Origin of the sequence: Streptococcus timonensis (genome assembly GCF_047460355.1) — a bacterium.
Lineage (GTDB): Bacteria > Bacillota > Bacilli > Lactobacillales > Streptococcaceae > Streptococcus > Streptococcus timonensis_A.
The window spans coordinates 157,391-175,420 of the sequence record NZ_JASHGL010000001.1 but is presented as its reverse complement, the minus strand read 5'-3'; the positions used below and the strand labels follow the sequence as shown (position 1 = coordinate 175,420).

The following is an 18,030-nucleotide window of genomic DNA, read 5'->3' as shown; positions in this document are numbered from 1 at the left end:
TTGTATAAATGCAAAAAGGAATAATTTTACCACAGTATTGAACTATTTTTTGGTCTTCTAGACTCCAAAAAACACTTTTAATCTAAACATCATTTTTATCCACAAATCTTAAGTATCAACTGATTTATTGAAGTCTCGCAAGACACGGACTAAAAATTTAAAGATTGATCCATCTATTTCTATCCCAGTACATTTTAGCAAAAAACCTGCCACATTGGGCAGGTTTTCGTCTAAATATCTAACTTCGTAACAGTGAACTTGATATGCGAATAGTCTTTTTCGATATCCTTATCTACCATAAAGGCGGTTGCATCCTTCTTGACCTGCACCAAGTCGATATTCTGGGCTTGAGCAGCATAGACACAACCACAGTAACATTGACGATAGATATCGTACTCTTCACACATCTCTACAGAACGTTTGTAGCCTTGATTTTTCTTAAAGTCACTCGGAAGATAATGGGTGGTATAGATTTTCTGCACATCAATTCCAATACTATTGATGGTTTGTGAATTTTTGTGAGGACTGATCGTTAGGGCTGAGCCAAAGTAGTCAAAGCCCAAGTCCATAGCCACCTGCGCTGTCTTGTCCAAACGATAGTCAAAACAAACCTTGCAGCGATCGCCACCTTCCGGTTCTTCTTTCAAACCTCGAACCAGTTTACGGTATTCATTGGGTTCATAAGGTGCTTCTAGATATTGGACGTTATTGCCAGTTCTCTCATTAAAATCACTAACAAACTTTTTTGTCACATAGGCACGCTTGTGATACTCAGCTTTAGGATGGATATTTGAATTAGCAAAATAAATGGTCACATCGGCATACTTAGTCAAGTACTCTAAAGTGTAGGTACTGCAGGGAGCACAACAGACGTGCATGAGAATAGTTGGTCTTTCTTCATTTTTTTCCCAAACTTGGACCATCTTTTGCATGACACGGTCATAGTTGATCTTTTGATTGGGATTCATCTTGCTTAGAATTTCTTCTACATCAATCATGCTCTTCTCCTTTTCTTCTTGTTATTGTACCACAGGATGCTACTTTGAGCAAATAGGGTTTCGTACTTTATTCAGTTTTTAAGTCCTGATTTAATAGCTTGTCCATCCTTTTTAGACTGATTATTAATATAGGATAAATTAAAAGCAAGATAAGGCCTAGAACTAAAAAGACAGCTACAAGACCCCAACGATCAATCAACCAACCTGTCAGTGGAAATATGACAATCATGGAAAGACTAAAGAGCATGGAATTGATACTAAGCATAGTTGCTCTTACACTGGAAGGTAAATAACCTTGTAAGTCATTGAAATAGATAGGCTGATAAACTGCATAAAGTGTATCAGTTAAAAGATATACAAGAAGAAAAGCAAAGGGAGTTCCTGAAAACACCAACAACAAGGCCAAGCCCGTTAGTGCAACAAGAGTCGGAAAAACTCGATTACTATTCCATTTTTTACCGATTTGACTAGCTACATAAACCGCTATAAGATTTAACCCACTGCCAATAAGCATAACCAGTGAAACCTGCCATCCTGCTAAGTCACTTATTTTCTGCTGATAATAAAAGTAAAACATGCACATGAGTGTCCCGACCAGCTGATAAGTCATCATCCAGTAAAAGAGTACTGGTTTTTCCTGCCATTCTTTTCGAACTTGCAGGACAATCGTTTTAAAGGTTAAGACTTCATTTTTTCCTCTCTTAGCCATTGGTTCTTTCATAAAATAAATCAAGATTATAGAAAGAAAAGATAATCCAATAGCAATCAGATAGGTCCAGGCAAGTGCTCCGTGAATGAAGAAGCCTGCCACAACTGTACCTAGGGTTCGGGTGACTTCTGCCACACCAGATAAAAAACTAGAAATCTGAAGATATCGGTCCTTTTGACCTGCCTCAACTGCTGAATCATATAAGAAAGCGGTACTGGTCCCCGAATCAAAATTGTAGGACCAAGCATTGACCATCATGGCAAGAGCATAGATCCAAAAATTCCCCTGACCAAACAAAATCAGGATAGAGGATACAATACTGGCCAAGCGAGACAAATAGAGATTGGTCTTGTAGCTAAATCGATCGGCCAACATACCAGATGGGATTTCACACAAGAGACTTGTCCCATGAAAGATACTCTCTAAGAGACCGATTTGAAGCAAGGATAGACCATTTTGGATGAAAAATAAAATCCAAAAACTGGTAATCCCAAAATAAGAAGTGAATTCCAGACCTGCTAGGAGTGGAATATTGCGTTTGTAAGTTCTTTTAAACATTGTTTTCTCTCTTTCAATATGTAATATGATTGTTTCTAAAAGACTTACTTAGATTTGCCTACATTTTCTCCACCTCTTTCATTTAAAGTAATACTCAATGAAAATCAAAGAGCAAACTAGGAAGCTAGCCGCAGGCTGTACTTGAGTACGGCAAGGTGAAGCTGACGTAGTTTGAATTTGATTTTCGAAGAGTATAAAAACGCCAGACGGCGTTTTTATGGCTATTAAGGTTTGATACGGTGCAACATACGTGGGAATGGAATAGCTTCACGGATGTGTTTTGTACCTGCTGCGAAAGTTACCATACGCTCGATACCGATACCAAATCCACCGTGTGGTACTGTACCGTATTTACGAAGATCAAGGTAGAATTCGTACTCAGTACGATCCATACCAAGTGATTCCATCTTAGCGACAAGGGCATCGTAGTCTTCCTCACGCATGGAGCCACCGATGATTTCTCCGTAACCTTCTGGTGCGAGCAAGTCTGCACAAAGCACACGATCTGGGTTCCCAGGAACTGGCTTCATGTAGAAGGCCTTGATAGCTGCTGGATAGTTGATTACAAAGGTTGGTACACCAAAGTGGTTTGAAATCCAAGTTTCGTGTGGTGAACCAAAATCATCTCCATGCTCGAGATGTTCATAATCAGCGTCCTCATCATTTTCATGCTCTTGCAAAAGATCAATAGCCTCATCGTAAGTAATACGTTTGAATGGCTCTGCAATATAACGTTTCAAGAGCTCTGTATCACGCTCCAATGTTTCCAAGGCTTGAGGAACACGGTCAAGAACACCTTGAAGCAAAGCTTTAACATATGCTTCTTGCAAGTCAAGTGATTCATCGTGTGTTAAGTATGAGTACTCCGCATCCATCATCCAGAACTCAGTTAAGTGACGGCGAGTTTTTGATTTCTCTGCACGGAATACTGGACCAAAGTCAAAGACACGACCTAGAGCCATGGCACCTGCTTCAAGATAAAGCTGTCCTGATTGGCTCAAATATGCTGGTGTTCCAAAGTAATCTGTTTCGAAAAGTTCTGTAGAATCTTCTGCAGCATTTCCTGAAAGAATTGGGCTATCAAATTTCAAGAATCCGTTCTTATCAAAGAACTCATAAGTTGCGTAGATAATGGCGTTACGGATTTGCATAACAGCGACTTGTTTGCGTGAACGCAACCACAAGTGGCGGTTATCCATCAAGAAGTCTGTTCCGTGTTCTTTTGGAGTAATTGGGTAGTCTTGAGATTCACCGATGACTTCGATGTCTGTAATATCCAACTCATAACCAAATTTTGAGCGCTCGTCTTCTTTAACAATCCCTGTTACAAAGACTGAAGTTTCTTGGCTCAAGTGTTTGATGGTTTCAAACTTTTCAAGACCCACTTCTTCTCCGAATTTTTCGATAAAGTTTGGTTTGAAAGCCACGCCTTGGAAGAAGGCAGTTCCATCACGCAATTGCAAGAAGGCAATTTTTCCTTTTCCTGACTTGTTAGCAACCCAAGCACCAATAGTGACTTCTTGACCAACGTAGTCTTTTACTTCGATAATTGTTACACGTTTTGTCATGTTTTATCTTCCTTTTTTTGTTTAACTTGTCTAAAGACATTATTACCCACTATTGTACCACAAATAATGCCTGATAGCTAGATTCTATCAGAGAAAAATCTCAGGTTTTATCCAAAAAAATCTCCGTCAAGACGACGAAGATTTTATTTTTATTTTTCCATAAATTGGTGCAAGCGACGAATAGCTTCTTTGAGTGTATCTAGGTCTGTCGCATAGCTGAGACGGACATTCTCTGGCGCTCCAAATCCTGCTCCTGTAATCAAGGCCAGACCAACTTCTTCAAGAATAGCCGTTGTAAATTCTGTTACATCTGTATAGCCTTTCATCTCCATAGCTTTTTTAACATTTGGGAAGAGATAGAAAGCTCCTTGCGGTTTGACTACATCAAAGCCAGGGACTTGGCACAAGAGTGGATAGATAGTATTCAAGCGTTCCTCGAAAGCCTGACGCATGGTTTCTACAGAGTCTTGCGGACCAGTTAAGGCCTCGATTGTTGCGTATTGAGATACCGCAGTCAGGTTAGAAGTCGTTTGACCAGTCAATTTACTCATAGCAGCAATAATTTCTGGATCACCTACTGCATAACCAACACGCCATCCTGTCATAGCGTAGGCCTTAGACACTCCATTGATGACAATAGTTTGTTTGCGAATAGCTTCTGACAGACTAGAGATTGGAACGAACTCATTCCCGTTATAGACCAAACGTCCATAAATATCATCGGCCAGGATAAGAATATCATGTTCAACAGCCCAATTTCCAATGGCTAACAATTCCTCACGAGAATAGATCATCCCAGTCGGATTAGATGGTGAGTTAAGAACCAAGACTTTGGTCTTACCTGTGCGAGCTGCTTCTAATTGCTCCACGGTTACTTTAAAGTGATTGTCTTCCTTAGCTTGGACAAAGACTGGAAGGCCTTCTGCCATCTTAACCTGATCCCCATAGCTGACCCAGTAAGGAGTAGGAATGATAACCTCATCTCCAGGATTAATCACAGCCATAAAGAAAGTATAAAGGGAGAACTTGGCACCAGTAGCAAAAGTGACTTCATTAGCTGCTACAGAATACCCATAATAACGTTCAAAATAGGTATTGACTGCAGCTTTCAATTCAGGCAAACCCGAAGCTACCGTATAGAAAGACGCGCGACCATCTCGAATGGCTGCAACCGCAGCATCCTGAATATTTTTAGGAGTATGAAAATCGGGCTGACCTAAAGTCAAGAAAAGAACGTCTTTTCCTTCAGCTTTTAACTTCTTTGCTCTTGCATCACTAGCCAGAGTAACACTTTCTTCAATCTCTAAGACACGTTTGGATAATTTCATTGTTTCTCCTTCTCAAGTATGACGCCAGTTTCAAAATCAACTAGATAGTAGTTTCCACCCGATTGTACCTCCCAGACAGGCTTTTCAGCGTACCGTCCGAAGGTAATCTTGTCGATCTCAGTTGCTCCTTTTTCTCTGACAACTGCTTCTGCTTTTTCTTGGCTAATGCCATTCTCTAGTTGATAGACATAAATTTTTTGACCATTTTTTTCAATCAATACAGCAATAGACTTCTGGTTCTTGTCCTGACCCAGAACACTATAGTAGCTCTCTAAGCCGTTAAAGAAGTCAATCTGGCTGACCGTCTCTAAATTGGCATATTGCTTAGCTAATCTCTCTCCTTCTGTTTTAGCATTTTGGTAGGGTTTCATGCTCAACCAAATCAGATAAAGAAAGGAAGAAGTCACCACTAGAACTAACAGTGTGATGCCAATGGTGTATTGAAATAATAAGGAATTTTTTTCTTTTTTTTGTCTCTTTTTCACTCGTCTATTTTACCATCTATCTACCTTTATTACAAGTAAAGGACAGGTGACTTTTTAGATTTTCCCAGGTACTTTTACCTATCCTTATAAGGTATCCACAGCTTCTTTGCTTCATTTTTATTACTTATGGCTCCTTTAGTTTTTTGGTTGATCATCTTTTAAAAATTTTTTTAATTTATGAGCAAATAAATTGAAAAGATTACCTCTTTGTTGTAATGTAGATTGCAACAACAAAGAAAGACTCTAAAAATTATTTCTAAAGGAGAAACCCTATGTCTAAAAAAGTATTATTTATCGTTGGTTCACTTCGTAAAGATTCATTTAACTACCAAATGGCACTAGAAGCTGAAAAAGCTCTTGCAGGAAAAGCTGAAGTTAGCTATCTTGACTATTCAGCTATTCCACTATTTAGCCAAGACCTTGAAGTACCTACGCTTCCTACAGTCGCTGCTGCTCGTGAAGCTGTCCTTGCTACAGATGCTATCTGGATTTTCTCTCCTGTTTACAACTTCTCGATTCCAGGAACTGTGAAAAATTTACTTGACTGGCTTTCACGCGCCATTGACTTGTCTGACACTCGTGGAGCATCCGCTCTTCAAGATAAGATTGTTACAGTATCATCTGTAGCAAATGCAGGACACGATCAACTCTTTGCGATTTACAAAGACCTTCTACCATTTATCCGTACACAAGTTGTCGGTGATTTTACCGCAGCTCGTGTCAATGATTCTGCTTGGGCAGATGGTAAATTAGTTCTTGAAGAACCTGTGGCTGCTTCTCTTAAGAAACAAGTTGAAGACTTGCTTCAAGCCATTCAATAATATTTTTACAACCTAATCCTCATAACAAGAAAAGCAATAGTAGATCATAAACTTCTACTATTGCTTTTTATTTCTTAATCTACTAATTCTTCCACCTGAGAACTATGCTTGAGCGGTAGACTACACATCACCAAGAGGAAGATAAAGGATGATTGAATCCAGAAAAGAGCTAAATCAAAAATTCCATGGACAGCTACTACTGTCAAGAAAGAGAGATAAAGTCCAACAATTGGACGCTTCCCAGAATCCTGACTCATATCAATGAGTTTTCGAATAGGGTCTGCAGAAGATATTCCCAGAAGAACTGTCCCTACAACTCCATAACTTAGAATCGTATCGATATAGATACTATGGGCATGTTCATGATAAGGGGCTCGTATTCGAGGGAAGGCGTGCATATAGGTTAAGGGACCTTCTCCCCAGAATGGGTTTTGCTTAAACAAGGTCATACCAGCATTCCAAATGGAAATTCGCTCTTCCATGGACGAATCGAGAGTCCCCATCCGAACCCCTAAGTCACTGGAGAAGAGAAATGAAAGTCCAACTCCAAATACCCCAATACTAAGCCAAAAGGCCCGCCAGTTTTTAATAGTTGTAAAGAGATAAATAATTGCCCCAAAGATAATGGCTGGAAAGGCTGTTCGATTCTGCGTAAAATTCAAACCGAACAAATTGGCAAAGATAGCAACAAAAGAAAATATTTTTAACCATCTTAGTTTAGTCGTATTAATTAGATAAAAACCTATCATAATGCAGAAACAACAGATAATACCGTAATAATTCGGATTAAAAAAGGCAACTTCTGCACGGTTTTGATGCCAAACTTGCATCTTAGGGGATAGGAATGTATAGTCAAACTTTTTAACAATTTGAAAATGTTCCAAAGCTGCAAACACTGACGCTAGCATACTACCCGACAATACGCCTTGTAACGTGATTCTAAAAAACTTAGGAGTCAGGTGAGCCTGATAATAGTAAAAGAAAATTGCAAAGAGGAACATCCCCAAGGTTGCGACCATCCCCATGATGTTTTGGGCTAGGAGTGAAACTCCTCCACTATAAGCTATAAATAAGAGTAATACAAAATGGTTGGATAGATGTTTTAAAATTCCTTTCATCTCGCCGGTAAAAACAAGACCGAGTAAATAAGCGATGAAAATAATTAAGAAAAGGTAAAAAGGTAGAAAAATACTGAGAATAACCCCGAGCAAGATTAACTCTTGCTTTGAGAAACCTTTTAACTTCTCGATGATACCTATTGATTTCACAACAGATCCTTTCTCTCTGAATCCAGAAATTCAGATTTACATAAAGTATTAAACTATTCTACCACTTTTCAAATGATTTGAAAACTGCTAGCTTAGACTGGAAGCACTAAAAAATAGGTAAAAGCTTATCATTTATGACGCTAAACCCTCTGCTTCTAGTAAGAAATTAAAAATATGGTACAATAAAATTAGTACTTTCAGAAAGGTTATTTTATGAAATCCTATCAACAAGTTTACAATATATTAGTTTCCGAAAGAGATTACTTAAGCGGGGAAAAGATCGCGGAAAGTTTAAATATCTCGCGAACAGCTGTATGGAAAGCCATCCAACGCCTCCAACAAGAGGGGCTAATAATTGACAGTATAAAAAATCGTGGCTATAAACTAATACAGGGGGACCTTATCTTGCCTCAGGAAATTGAGAAGAGAAGCCCTGTAGTTGTCCAATTTAAAGCAAGTACCAAATCCACTCAAACTGATGCTAAAAAAGCTGTAGAAGCAGGTAGTGCTGGTGATACTCTCTACCTCTCAACTAGTCAAACAGCTGGACGCGGTCGCTTCCATCGCCCCTACTTTTCTCCTCCTCAAGGAGGCATCTATATGTCCCTCCATATCAAACCCAATCTCCCCTATGATCAGTTACCTGCTTATACACTCCTAGTTGCAGGAGCTATCTACAAAGCAATTAAAAATCTAGCTATGATAGATATTAGTATCAAATGGGTAAATGACATTTATTTGAATCAAAAAAAGATTGCCGGTATTTTGACCGAAGCCGTCACTTCTGTTGAAACTGGGTTGGTTACTGACATCATCATCGGTGTTGGACTAAACTTCTCTATCATAGATTTCCCACAAGACCTAAAGGAAAAAGCAGGAAGTCTATTTCCTAATGGAGCTCCAATTACTCGCAACGACCTCATCTCTGAAATCTGGAAATATTTTTACGAAACAGATCATGAGGAACTACTCCATCTCTATAAACAACACTCTATGGTCCTAGGAAACGAAGTGAGTTTTAAGCAAGGAGAAGAAATACTCTCTGGTAAAGCAACTAATATCTCAGATAAAGGTGAACTCCAGATAGAGCTAGCTAATGGTAAAAAAATATGGCTTAACAGTGGAGAAATCTCCCTAACAAAATGGTAAATTGTTTTTCATAAACAAAAAATCGACCTACTAATAAAGGTCGATTTTTCATTTATCTGTCTATTTCAAACGTTCAACATCACGCGCAATGACAAGTTCTTCATCAGTTGGAATAACAAGTACTCGGACTTTAGCTGCAGCTGTAGAGATATCTCCAGTCACACCAAAGACATTTTTCTCTGGATCAACATCACAGCCAAACCATGAGAGTCCCTCGATAACATTCTTACGTACTAATGCAGAATTTTCACCAACCCCTGCAGTAAAGATAATAGCATCAGCACCATTAAGAACTGCGAAGTATTGACCGATATATTTTTGAATACGATCCACATACATTTCGTAAGCTAAAATTGCATCTTTGTCATCAGCTTTAACGCCTGCTTCTACATCACGCATATCGCTAGATTTACCAAAAATACCTTGTAAACCTGACTCACGGTTCAATACATTGATCATATCTTGAGGTGTATTAAAGTCATTTGTGTGTTCCATAAGGTAAGGAATGATAGCTGGATCGATATCACCAGTTCTTGTTCCCATCATCACACCTGCAAGTGGTGTGAATCCCATAGATGTATCAACAGATTTTCCACCATTAACTGCAGTAATAGAACCACCGTTACCGATATGACATGTAATTAATTTTAATTCTTCTAGAGGACGTCCCAAAAGTTTTGCTGCTTCTTGGGCTACGAATTGGTGACTAGTTCCATGAGCTCCATATTTGCGAACTTTATTTTCTGTGTAATATTTAGTTGGTAATGGATAGCGATACGCTTTCTCTGGCATAGTTGAGTGGAAAGATGTATCAAAAACAGCAACACTAGTTACGTTTGGCAACAATTCCTTGAAGGCACGAATTCCGGCTACATTAGCTGGAGTATGTAGTGGTGCAAGTAAACCCAACTCTTCGATTTGAGCCAATACATCACCTTCTACTACTACAGAGTCTGTAAAGACTTCACCACCAGCAACAACACGGTGTCCAACTCCAGTGATTTCATCGTAAGATTTGATAATATCAAAACGAATCAAATCATCAAGCAAAATTTTAACCGCAACAGTGTGATTTTCAATATCAGTGATTTCTTTTTCAGCACGACCGTCAAATTTAACTGTTGAGATAGAATCTTTTAGACCAATGCGTTCAATTAAACCTTTAGCAAGAACCTGTTCTTCTGGCATTTGATACAGTTGCCATTTCAAACTTGAGCTACCGGCATTAATTGCAATTGTTTTAGACATAAGTTTTCCCCTTTTAAGCGTTTTCAACCATTATATCAAATTTAAGTTCAAATTTCATGAATCTTGACTCCAAATTTGAAATTTTTCCTTGAAGTCCATCAAGATATGAGGCTCTCGAAGACTGGCAAGTGGATAGACAAAAGGCTCTAAATCTTTGTCTTGTTTCTTTTGTAGCACAAAGATGGCCTTAGATTGAGTAGCCTGGGCGAATAGATCTTCTGGCAAACTTATCATGGCTACAATCTGAGCATTTTCTCTGAGCCAATCTTTAAGGAGCTCACTCTGGGGACTGGTTAAAAGATTACTTGGTGCAAGAAAAATTGCATAACCACCTTTTTTGAGATATTTAAGAGATTGTTCCATCAACAAATGGTGAGCATAGGTATGTTCATTCTTGGCAGCCACTTGATAGCGTGAGGCGATTTGATCATCTGGATAGTAACCAAGAGGCAAATCACTAACAACCACATCACTTTCCTTTAAAATCTGTGGTCTCACTGCATCTCCCTGAACATAGACAGCTGGAAGCCCCATAACTTCAGATATGCTGGCTGCTAAATCAATCAGCAGATCATCTAATTCTATTCCTAAATAGTCTACCTTTTTAGATATAGAGGTTAAAAAACTAGCCCCCAAAATTCCCATACCGGAGCCCAACTCAAGGATGCTCACTTCTTTAGCTGGCCAAAGTTGCTCAATCAAAAAAATGATTAACTGGCTAATAGCATCAGGTGTGAATTGATGATTTGCCTGGAGAGGTTCGATCTGGGCTGCCTTAAGCAGGAGAAATTGATAGGTACGGAGCCACTCTTCTTTTCTCAAAGCCAATCTCTTAAGGGCTTGGTTATTGGTCTTAACCTGTTCGAGTTCGGTCTGACCGTCTAGGTAGATCCCATTTTGCTCAATGAGGGCATCGTAAAAATTAGTTGTCAAATCATTCTGAATGATTTGGACATTCTCTAGTAAATAAGTATATGCTTGTTCAATTTTTTCAAAATCCATAATCTTATCTTACCAAATTCAGAGCTGATTTTCCAGATTTTCATAATTGTGAAAATGAAAAAAAGAAAATCTACCTCCTCAGTAGACTTTCTCTGTTTAACATTTATTTCCAAGCACCACTGGCATCTACATAATATCCATCTGGTGTGCGTGTATTGCTAAGCATATTACCAGATGAAGCCAGATAGTACCACTTACCATTATCTTTGATCCAACCTGTTGCCATTGCACCAGAATCTTTTAGGTAATACCAAGAGCCGTTATCTTTGATCCAGCCTGTTGCCATTGAACCTGAGTCTTTTAGATAATACCAAGTACCACCATCTTTAAGCCAGCCTGTCGCCATTGAACCTGAGTCTTTTAGGTAATACCAAGACCCATTATCATATAACCAATCAGCTGAAATCATGGCTCCTGATGACTTAAAGGCATACCAGCTGCCACCTTGATAGAGCCAAGTTTTATTGAACATGACTCCTTTGTCATCCATAAAGTACCAGCTTCCCGAATCCTTGATCCAAACATTTTGAACTAATTGACCATCTTTTTGATAGTACCAGTTTTGGTGTGATTTTAGCCAACTAGCAGTTTCAAAGATTGGAGAAAGTTCTACATACGATCCACTACTATTATATTTTCGAGCAATTTTTCCTGGTTTAATTAGATTAAGAGTTCCTTCTTCACGCCAAGCAACAACAGATTTTCCTGATGTTACAGTTGGAAGCGTTGTAACATAAGACTCATTTAGAGAATCCCATGAACTTTCTAAGATTTGGTCCCCATCGAGAACGAAGTAGCCACTCTTAGTGTCATCTGAATAAACATCATCAACTACTTTAGTAGACCAAGTCTTCACTTCGTTTCCACTCTTAGCCTCTACTACAATATCTCCACGGTATCCATAAGGGATATAAAAGTGTAGAAAACGTCCCTTATCTTCAGTTTTAGATACTGTTCTTTCCTCAGCTAAGAAGTTAGTATTTTGCTTTTCTCCATTTAAACTAACTGTCCATTCGATTTCGCTAGTACTAGGCAGATCTAATACTTTAATATTTACTTCGTATCCATTATTAATCTTACTAACTTTTCCATTCTCGTATCGAATCCCCCCCTTAATAACCCATTCTTCTTTCAGCTCGAAGGCCTGCCCTGAATGAGGGAAAGCTAGTAAAGCTAGACCTGCCAAAGACAAACTAAATAGTGTGATTTTTTTCATGGGATTTCCTCCTATTTTTTATCTATATTAATTATATAACCATGTTGTTTTTTTATCAAATCATATCAAAAAATTTTTCTAGATTTTCCAGACCAAAATGTATCTTTGTTTTTAGTATTCCTAATTTAGACAAAATGAAAAAACAAGGAAAGTTTTCCTTGTTTTTTGGCTTATTCTTCTTCTTCCTCAGCATCTTCGTCATCTTCTTCAACAAGATCGACGTCTTCACCAAGGTCATCTGGTGCGATTTCATTAATCTCAGCATCGTAGGCTTCTACTTCATTTTTCTCATCGTCTGGGTTTTCATCATCGTAAGAAAGGGCTGGATCTTCTTCGTAAACATCTTCGTCTTCAGGATCATCTGCACCGTAATCAATAGCATCCGCATCTCCATCCATAAAGGCATTAACACGTTTTTTCTTCGCTTTTGGTGCTACTTCTTCATCATCACTTTCTTCAAGGGCGATGATTTCTTCATCGATTTCATCCACTCCATACCATGAGCGAAGGCCCCATTTGTTATCCCCCAAAGAGATAAAGCTACCGTCAAAGTTCAACTCTGTATAGAACAAAGGCAAAGCTTCACGAATATCGCTGTTTGAAGTACCAAGATAGTTTTGGATTTCATTGACCAAATCACTAAAATGCATTTCGTGATCACGACCACGAAGTTCCAAGATGGCACGAGCCACTTCAATCATTGATAGTTCACTTTTTTCTTGCCCAGTAAATACTTCTAATTCCAAAGCGTTTCTCCTCAATTTTACTACTATTACCAGAGCAAACAAACTCTGGTCTCATTTTATCATGTACTCTTTATTGTACGATAATTTTCCTTATTAGTCAAAGGTTTAGAAACAATAAATGTGAAATATTTAGACTAAGGAAAAACCCAGCAAAGTTACTTGCTAGGTCTTATCATTTATTTATAGGTCAAGGCACGTTTAAAGGTTTTCCAGATGCCTAAATCATCCGTCTGTAAAACTAGACTAGCATACATGCGACCGATAAAGACAGTTGCAGTTACTGCAAAAATCACCGTAATTGCTAGGGAAATCCAAGCTTCTAAGTCGCTAGCGTAGCCATTAATTGCTCTAAATGGCATAAAGAAGGTTGAAATAAAGGGAATATAGGATCCAATTTTCAAAATCAGATTGTCCCCTGCAGTCCCTAGTGCTGTTACTCCAGCGAAACCTGCAACAATCAGAATCATCAACGGAGATAAGGCCTTTCCTGCATCTTCAGGGCGAGAAACCATAGAACCTAAGAAGGCTGCCAGAACGACATACATAAAAAGACTGACTAAGACAAATAACAAGGTATTGATCGAAAAGGCCTCTCCCAAGTGATTTTGAATACCTGAATTAGCCAAGATAGGCATATCCTTAAAGAATAAGATAGCTCCAAGACCACCAACGACATAAATACCAATATGAGTCAAAATGACTAGAAGTAAGGCAAGCATACGAGCATAGAAGTAATGGCTTGCACGAATGCTTGAGAAGACCACTTCCATGATTTTAGTTCCTTTCTCGCTGGCTACTTCTTGAGCAGTGACACTAGCATAAGTAATCAAAATCATATAGAGGAAGAAACCCAGTCCTGCAGCCGCAAAGGTTTGAATCAACTTTTTATTTTCCTTTGCTTCATCAATCCGTTCTGTAAATTGAACCGTTTGAGCCAAGCGTTTTTCCTGTTCCTGAGACAAATTTGCTTCTGAACGGTTGAGTTGGGATTGGAGTTCATTCAACTTAGTTGTCACGGCTAACTTAATACCACTTTCAAGAGATGTTTCCCCATGATAGACTGCCTTGAGGACACTATCTTCTTGGTCAATCATCAGATAGCCCTTGATTTTCTCATCTTTGATAGCTGCCTGAGCACTGGCTTCATCTTGATAATCAAAATTGATTCCATTGGTCCCCTTTAATCCTTCCGTCACTGCTGAAACCGAACTAATCACTGCAATCTTATTATTTTGAGCCAAAGAAGATCCTTGCAGATACCCGATACCTCCTGAAAGTCCAAGGAATAAGAAAGGCGAAATAACCATGAAAAAGAAACTCCAAGATTTGACGTGTCGCAAATAAGTTTCTTTAATAACTACCCACATATTTCTCATACTTCCACCCCTGATTCTAGTTTAAAGATTTCATCGATTGTTGGCGCTTGCTGATCAAAGGTTGCGATATATTGACCGTTTGTCAAAATCGCAAAGAGTTCCTGACCAGCACTCTCATCATCTAGAATGAGTTTCCAGCTACCTTGCTTGGTCAAGCTTGCTTGACGAACATGAGGAAGACTTTCCAATTCTTCCTGACTCTTTTCACTTGCAACGAAGAGTCGCGTTTTTCCGTATTGATTGCGGACATCTTGAACTGGTCCATGCAGAACCACACGCCCATCGCGAATCATAAGGATATCATCACAAAGCTCTTCAACATTGGTCATAACATGATCTGAAAAAATGATAATCGCTCCACGCTCTTTTTCTTTTAGGATAACACGTTTGAGTAGTTCAGTATTGACTGGATCTAGACCACTAAAAGGCTCGTCCAAGATAATCAAGTCTGGCTGGTGGATAAGGGTAATAATGAGCTGAATCTTTTGTTGATTCCCTTTTGAGAGGCTTTTGATCTTATCTGTCAGTTTTCCCTTAACTTCTAATTTTTCCATCCATTGAGGGAGTTCTTCCTTTATTTCCTTAGCGTCCATGCCTTTTAACATGGCTAGGTAACGAACCTGCTCTAGCACTGTCAATTTAGGCATGAGGCTCCGCTCTTCTGGCAGATAGCCGATACGGGCATAGGTTTCTTGACGGATATCTTGCCCATCAAGGAGAATCTCTCCCTGATATTCCAAGAATCTCAAAATACTATGGAAAATCGTCGTTTTCCCAGCTCCATTTTTCCCTACTAGTCCTAAAATTCGACCTGGTCGGGCTTGAAAGTCTACACCAAACAAGACCTGCTTAGGTCCAAAACTTTTTTCTAGATTAGTAATTTCTAGCATAGTTTACCTCCGAATATTTTCACTCTTATTATACTCCTTTTTTTAGGCAATGCAATCATTTATGTACATTTATATTGCAATGATGCTTGTTTAAAGCTAAAACTGTTTAAGTAACTCAAGAATATAAAAGATATATAAATTATAATCAAATAAAGTCCGTCTAAGTTTACTTTTTTCTCAACTGTCTCTTGTAACACCTGAACTGTCATTTAAGCAATAAAAATCCATCCCTAGGGATGGATTATAAACCGTTAACGCACTTCTGCATTCACTTTTTCTTCGAGAGAAGCTTGAATTTTTTCCATGTAGCGTGCGACTTCTTCATCTGTCAAACTATCTTCTGGATTTTGGAAGGTCAAGCTGTAGGCCATAGACTTCATGCCAAATCCTAGTTTTTCACCTGAGAAGACGTCAAAGAGTTTGATGTCTGTCAAACGCTTCACGCCAGCAGCTTTGATGGCGTCTACCACATCTTGATGAGTCACTTCTGATTTGAGGAGAAGGGCGATATCACGGCTGACTGCTGGGAATTTAGTAATTTCCACAAATGCTGCTGCTGGTTGAAGGGCTTCTTCAATAGCTGAAAGGTTGAGCTCTGCCACATAAGTTTCTGGAATATCGTAAGCCTTAGCCGTCACAGGGTGCACTTGACCGAGGAAACCAAGAACTTGGTCCCCTAGTGAGATCAAGGCTGTACGTCCTGGGTGAAGACTCTTGATCTCTTGAGTTGCTGTATAGGTCGCTTCAAGACCCAAGCGAGCAAAGAGGGCTTCCAAAATTCCCTTAGCATAGAAGAAATCAACTGGAACAGCTGGAGTCTGGAAGTCTTTTTCAGCGACTAAACCAGTCAATGCAAAAGCAAAGCTGTTGATTTCATTTGGCAAGTCTTCTTTTGGATTACCCGTTTGCTCAAAGACTTTTCCGATCTCATAAAGAGCCAAGTCTTTATTCTTACGCGCTACGTTGTAAGCAACGGTATCCAAAATACCTGAAACCATATTTTGACGGAGGACTGAGCGATCCACGGTCATTGGCCACATGAGCTCCGTTAAGTTACTTGGTGCAGTCGTAAACTCCACTGCTTTTTCAGGAGTTGTCAGAGCGTAGGTGATGATTTCTGTCAATCCAGCACCTTCTGCAATGGTACGAACTTGGCGACGAAGCTTTTGTGTCGCCGTCAATTCACCGGCTGTCCCATCATCTTTTGGAAGACTGGTTGGCAGGCGATCATAACCATAAATCCGAGCAATTTCTTCAAAGAGGTCTGCTTCGATAGTGATATCCCAACGGCGACGAGGAACACTAACCGTGAAGGCTTCTGCATTTCCAGAAAGGCCAAATCCAAGACGACGGAAAACATCTTCCACATCAGCATAGGAAAGTTCTGTACCAAGGACGCGGTTAACGTCTGCAAGAGTCGAAGGAACTTCTACATCAGAAGTGTCCAACTGGCCTGCTGAAACGATGCCTTTACGTACTGTCGCACCAGCCAATTCAGCAATCATACTTGCTGCTGCATCAAGGGCTTCATTTACGGTTGCCACATTGATGCCTTTTTCAAAGCGTGAAGATGATTCAGAGCGAAGGTTGAGACGACCACTTGTCTTACGGATAGATTTGCCATTGAAGACAGCAGCTTCAAGAACGACACGAGTAGACTTTTCAGAGATTTCTGTAGCTTGTCCACCCATGACACCTGCAAGGGCTACTGGTTTGTCAGCAACAGTAATCACGAGGTCACTTGTTTCCAACTCACGCTCTTCCCCATCCAAGGTCACTAATTTCTCGCCAGCACGTGCTTCACGTACACGGATGTCAGTCCCTTCAAAGGTATCCAAGTCAAAGGCATGCATAGGCTGACCAAAGTAAAGCAAGATATAGTTAGTTACGTCGACGACATTGTTAATAGGACGAATGCCCTCGTTCATGAGGAGGTTTTGCAACCATTGTGGACTTGGTGCGATGGTCACATTGTCCAAGATACGAGCTGCATAGTAAGGAGCCTTGTCTGTATCAATGCTGACAGAAAGAGCATCCGATGCGGCTTGGTCTGTTTCTGTTAAAGTAAAATCTTTAAAATTGACTGCCTTGTCATAGATAGCTGCTACTTCATGTGCTACCCCACGCATAGAGAGGGCGTCTGCACGGTTTGGAGTGATGGAAAGTTCGATGATTTCATCATCCAAGTCTAGATAAGAAAATACTTCCTCACCTGGAACTGCATTTTCTGGCAAGATTTGGATACCATCTGCAAATTCTTTCGGTACAACAGAGTCAGAAATCCCTAATTCACCAAGCGAGCAGATCATTCCGAGAGATTCCAAACCACGGATTTTCCCTTTTTTGATTTTGTAGTTGTCAGCGATGCGAGCTCCTGGAAGAGCCACCATAACCTTGATACCAGCACGCACATTTGGCGCTCCACAGACGATTTGACGGGCTTCTTCTTCACCCACATTGACTTGGCAGACATGCAAGTGTGTTTCTGGCACATCTTCACAAGACAAGACTTCACCGACGACAATTTTTGAGAGACCAGTAGCAGGTGATTCCACACCTTCTACTTCGATCCCTGTAGTTGACATTTTTTCAGCCAACTCTTGTGAGGACACATCAATGTCCACCAATTCTTTTAACCATTTATAAGATACAAGCATAATTTAATTCT

At 39.6% G+C, this 18,030-nt stretch carries 15 protein-coding genes; 2 read left to right on the top strand and 13 right to left on the bottom strand.

The annotated features are described in order from the left end of the window. Nucleotides 1-230: 230 nt before the first annotated feature. From QM941_RS00880 to QM941_RS00860, 5 genes are all read right to left on the bottom strand, one after another. Nucleotides 231-998, bottom strand: coding sequence for an epoxyqueuosine reductase QueH (locus QM941_RS00880; protein WP_414337803.1), 768 nt, complete (start codon nt 996-998; stop codon nt 231-233). A gap of 67 nt (nt 999-1,065) precedes the next feature. After that, nucleotides 1,066-2,265, bottom strand: coding sequence for an MFS transporter (locus QM941_RS00875; RefSeq protein WP_414337801.1), 1,200 nt, complete (start codon nt 2,263-2,265; stop codon nt 1,066-1,068). Between the two features lie 224 nt (nt 2,266-2,489). Beyond that, nucleotides 2,490-3,833 (bottom strand): asparagine--tRNA ligase, encoded by a 1,344-nt coding sequence (gene asnS, locus QM941_RS00870; protein WP_414337800.1) that lies wholly within the window; start codon nt 3,831-3,833, stop codon nt 2,490-2,492. A gap of 149 nt (nt 3,834-3,982) precedes the next feature. Next, a complete protein-coding gene (locus QM941_RS00865) occupies nt 3,983-5,161 on the bottom strand; it encodes a pyridoxal phosphate-dependent aminotransferase (protein WP_414337799.1) in 1,179 nt (392 codons plus the stop codon). Next, the gene (locus QM941_RS00860) at nt 5,158-5,646 is read right to left on the bottom strand and encodes a DUF5590 domain-containing protein (RefSeq protein WP_414337796.1); all 489 of its coding nucleotides are present in this window, start codon (nt 5,644-5,646) and stop codon (nt 5,158-5,160) included. Before QM941_RS00860 ends, QM941_RS00865 begins: the two co-directional genes overlap by 4 nt. Before the next feature lie 272 nt (nt 5,647-5,918). Here QM941_RS00860 and QM941_RS00855 point away from each other — a divergent pair, with 272 nt between their 5' ends. Further along, nucleotides 5,919-6,467: an NADPH-dependent FMN reductase gene (locus QM941_RS00855; RefSeq protein ID WP_414337794.1), complete on the top strand. Its 549-nt coding sequence runs from the start codon at nt 5,919-5,921 to the stop codon at nt 6,465-6,467. Between the two features lie 74 nt (nt 6,468-6,541). Here the strand turns inward: QM941_RS00855 and QM941_RS00850 are convergent, their stop codons facing one another. Beyond that, nucleotides 6,542-7,735: an O-antigen ligase family protein gene (locus QM941_RS00850; RefSeq protein ID WP_414337791.1), complete on the bottom strand. Its 1,194-nt coding sequence runs from the start codon at nt 7,733-7,735 to the stop codon at nt 6,542-6,544. Nucleotides 7,736-7,948: 213 nt separating this feature from the next. Between QM941_RS00850 and birA the strand changes: the two genes are divergently transcribed. Continuing rightward, the gene (gene birA / locus QM941_RS00845) at nt 7,949-8,884 is read left to right on the top strand and encodes a bifunctional biotin--[acetyl-CoA-carboxylase] ligase/biotin operon repressor BirA (protein ID WP_414337789.1); all 936 of its coding nucleotides are present in this window, start codon (nt 7,949-7,951) and stop codon (nt 8,882-8,884) included. Nucleotides 8,885-8,944: 60 nt separating this feature from the next. On the opposite strand, the gene QM941_RS00840 is transcribed toward birA, so the two are convergent. The 7 genes from QM941_RS00840 to pheT all read right to left on the bottom strand — a co-directional run bounded on the left by QM941_RS00840 (nt 8,945) and on the right by pheT (nt 18,019). Further along, on the bottom strand, nt 8,945-10,132 hold the full coding sequence (locus QM941_RS00840; protein ID WP_414337786.1) for an acetate kinase: 1,188 nt from the start codon (nt 10,130-10,132) through the stop codon (nt 8,945-8,947). 54 nt (nt 10,133-10,186) lie between these two features. Then, complete coding sequence (locus QM941_RS00835; RefSeq protein WP_414337784.1) at nt 10,187-11,134, bottom strand: class I SAM-dependent methyltransferase; 948 nt, start codon at nt 11,132-11,134, stop codon at nt 10,187-10,189. Between the two features lie 103 nt (nt 11,135-11,237). Next, complete coding sequence (locus QM941_RS00830; RefSeq protein ID WP_414337781.1) at nt 11,238-12,350, bottom strand: N-acetylmuramoyl-L-alanine amidase family protein; 1,113 nt, start codon at nt 12,348-12,350, stop codon at nt 11,238-11,240. A gap of 170 nt (nt 12,351-12,520) precedes the next feature. Next, entirely contained in the window at nt 12,521-13,096 is a 576-nt protein-coding gene (gene rpoE / locus QM941_RS00825; RefSeq protein WP_414337779.1) for a DNA-directed RNA polymerase subunit delta, read from the bottom strand. Nucleotides 13,097-13,272: 176 nt separating this feature from the next. Next, nucleotides 13,273-14,472, bottom strand: a complete 1,200-nt coding sequence (locus QM941_RS00820) for an ABC transporter permease (RefSeq protein WP_414337777.1) — start codon at nt 14,470-14,472, stop codon at nt 13,273-13,275. Next, on the bottom strand, nt 14,469-15,362 hold the full coding sequence (locus QM941_RS00815) for an ABC transporter ATP-binding protein (protein ID WP_414337774.1): 894 nt from the start codon (nt 15,360-15,362) through the stop codon (nt 14,469-14,471). Before QM941_RS00815 ends, QM941_RS00820 begins: the two co-directional genes overlap by 4 nt. A gap of 251 nt (nt 15,363-15,613) precedes the next feature. Beyond that, on the bottom strand, nt 15,614-18,019 hold the full coding sequence (gene pheT, locus QM941_RS00810) for a phenylalanine--tRNA ligase subunit beta (protein ID WP_414337771.1): 2,406 nt from the start codon (nt 18,017-18,019) through the stop codon (nt 15,614-15,616). Nucleotides 18,020-18,030 lie beyond the last annotated feature (11 nt).

What these genes read in the sequence shown, in the direction of transcription:
- QM941_RS00875 (WP_414337801.1), bottom strand. Translation starts at nt 2,265, where the DNA reads ATGTTTAAAAGAACTTACAAACGCAATATTCCACTCCTAGCAGGTCTG.
- QM941_RS00830 (WP_414337781.1), bottom strand. Translation starts at nt 12,350, where the DNA reads ATGAAAAAAATCACACTATTTAGTTTGTCTTTGGCAGGTCTAGCTTTA.
- QM941_RS00815 (WP_414337774.1), bottom strand. Translation starts at nt 15,362, where the DNA reads ATGCTAGAAATTACTAATCTAGAAAAAAGTTTTGGACCTAAGCAGGTC.
- QM941_RS00880 (WP_414337803.1), bottom strand. Translation starts at nt 998, where the DNA reads ATGATTGATGTAGAAGAAATTCTAAGCAAGATGAATCCCAATCAAAAG.
- pheT (WP_414337771.1), bottom strand. Translation starts at nt 18,019, where the DNA reads ATGCTTGTATCTTATAAATGGTTAAAAGAATTGGTGGACATTGATGTG.
- QM941_RS00820 (WP_414337777.1), bottom strand. Translation starts at nt 14,472, where the DNA reads ATGAGAAATATGTGGGTAGTTATTAAAGAAACTTATTTGCGACACGTC.
- QM941_RS00840 (WP_414337786.1), bottom strand. Translation starts at nt 10,132, where the DNA reads ATGTCTAAAACAATTGCAATTAATGCCGGTAGCTCAAGTTTGAAATGG.
- QM941_RS00865 (WP_414337799.1), bottom strand. Translation starts at nt 5,161, where the DNA reads ATGAAATTATCCAAACGTGTCTTAGAGATTGAAGAAAGTGTTACTCTG.
- birA (WP_414337789.1), top strand. Translation starts at nt 7,949, where the DNA reads ATGAAATCCTATCAACAAGTTTACAATATATTAGTTTCCGAAAGAGAT.
- QM941_RS00855 (WP_414337794.1), top strand. Translation starts at nt 5,919, where the DNA reads ATGTCTAAAAAAGTATTATTTATCGTTGGTTCACTTCGTAAAGATTCA.
- asnS (WP_414337800.1), bottom strand. Translation starts at nt 3,833, where the DNA reads ATGACAAAACGTGTAACAATTATCGAAGTAAAAGACTACGTTGGTCAA.
- QM941_RS00835 (WP_414337784.1), bottom strand. Translation starts at nt 11,134, where the DNA reads ATGGATTTTGAAAAAATTGAACAAGCATATACTTATTTACTAGAGAAT.